Source organism: Massilia sp. NBRC 108631 (genome assembly GCF_059704565.1).
The window spans coordinates 1-229 of sequence record NZ_BAAKJE010000276.1 but is presented as its reverse complement, the minus strand read 5'-3'; the positions used below and the strand labels follow the sequence as shown (position 1 = coordinate 229).

Below are 229 nucleotides of genomic sequence, written 5' to 3'. Positions count from 1 at the left end.
CCTGGGTGCTGCTCAGCGCGACAACTTGCGCGGTGGTCAGGCCGTTGGCGATCAGGCTGGTGCTCAGCGCGCCCATCTGGGCGCTGGTCAGCGCGGCGATCTGGTTGGTGGTCAGGCCGGCGAACTGGCTGGTGCTCAGGCCGGCGATGGCGCTGGTCTTGAGCGCCACGAAGTCCACCGTTTCCATCGCGGCCAGGTCGACCGTTTCCATGGCGCCCAGCTGGGCCGA

1 protein-coding gene is annotated in these 229 nt (G+C 69.0%); it reads right to left on the bottom strand.

Annotation, left to right across the window (positions count from 1 at the left end):
- A partial coding sequence (locus AC6H42_RS30675; protein ID WP_497549700.1) for a hypothetical protein occupies window positions 1-229 on the bottom strand: 229 nt, incomplete at both ends.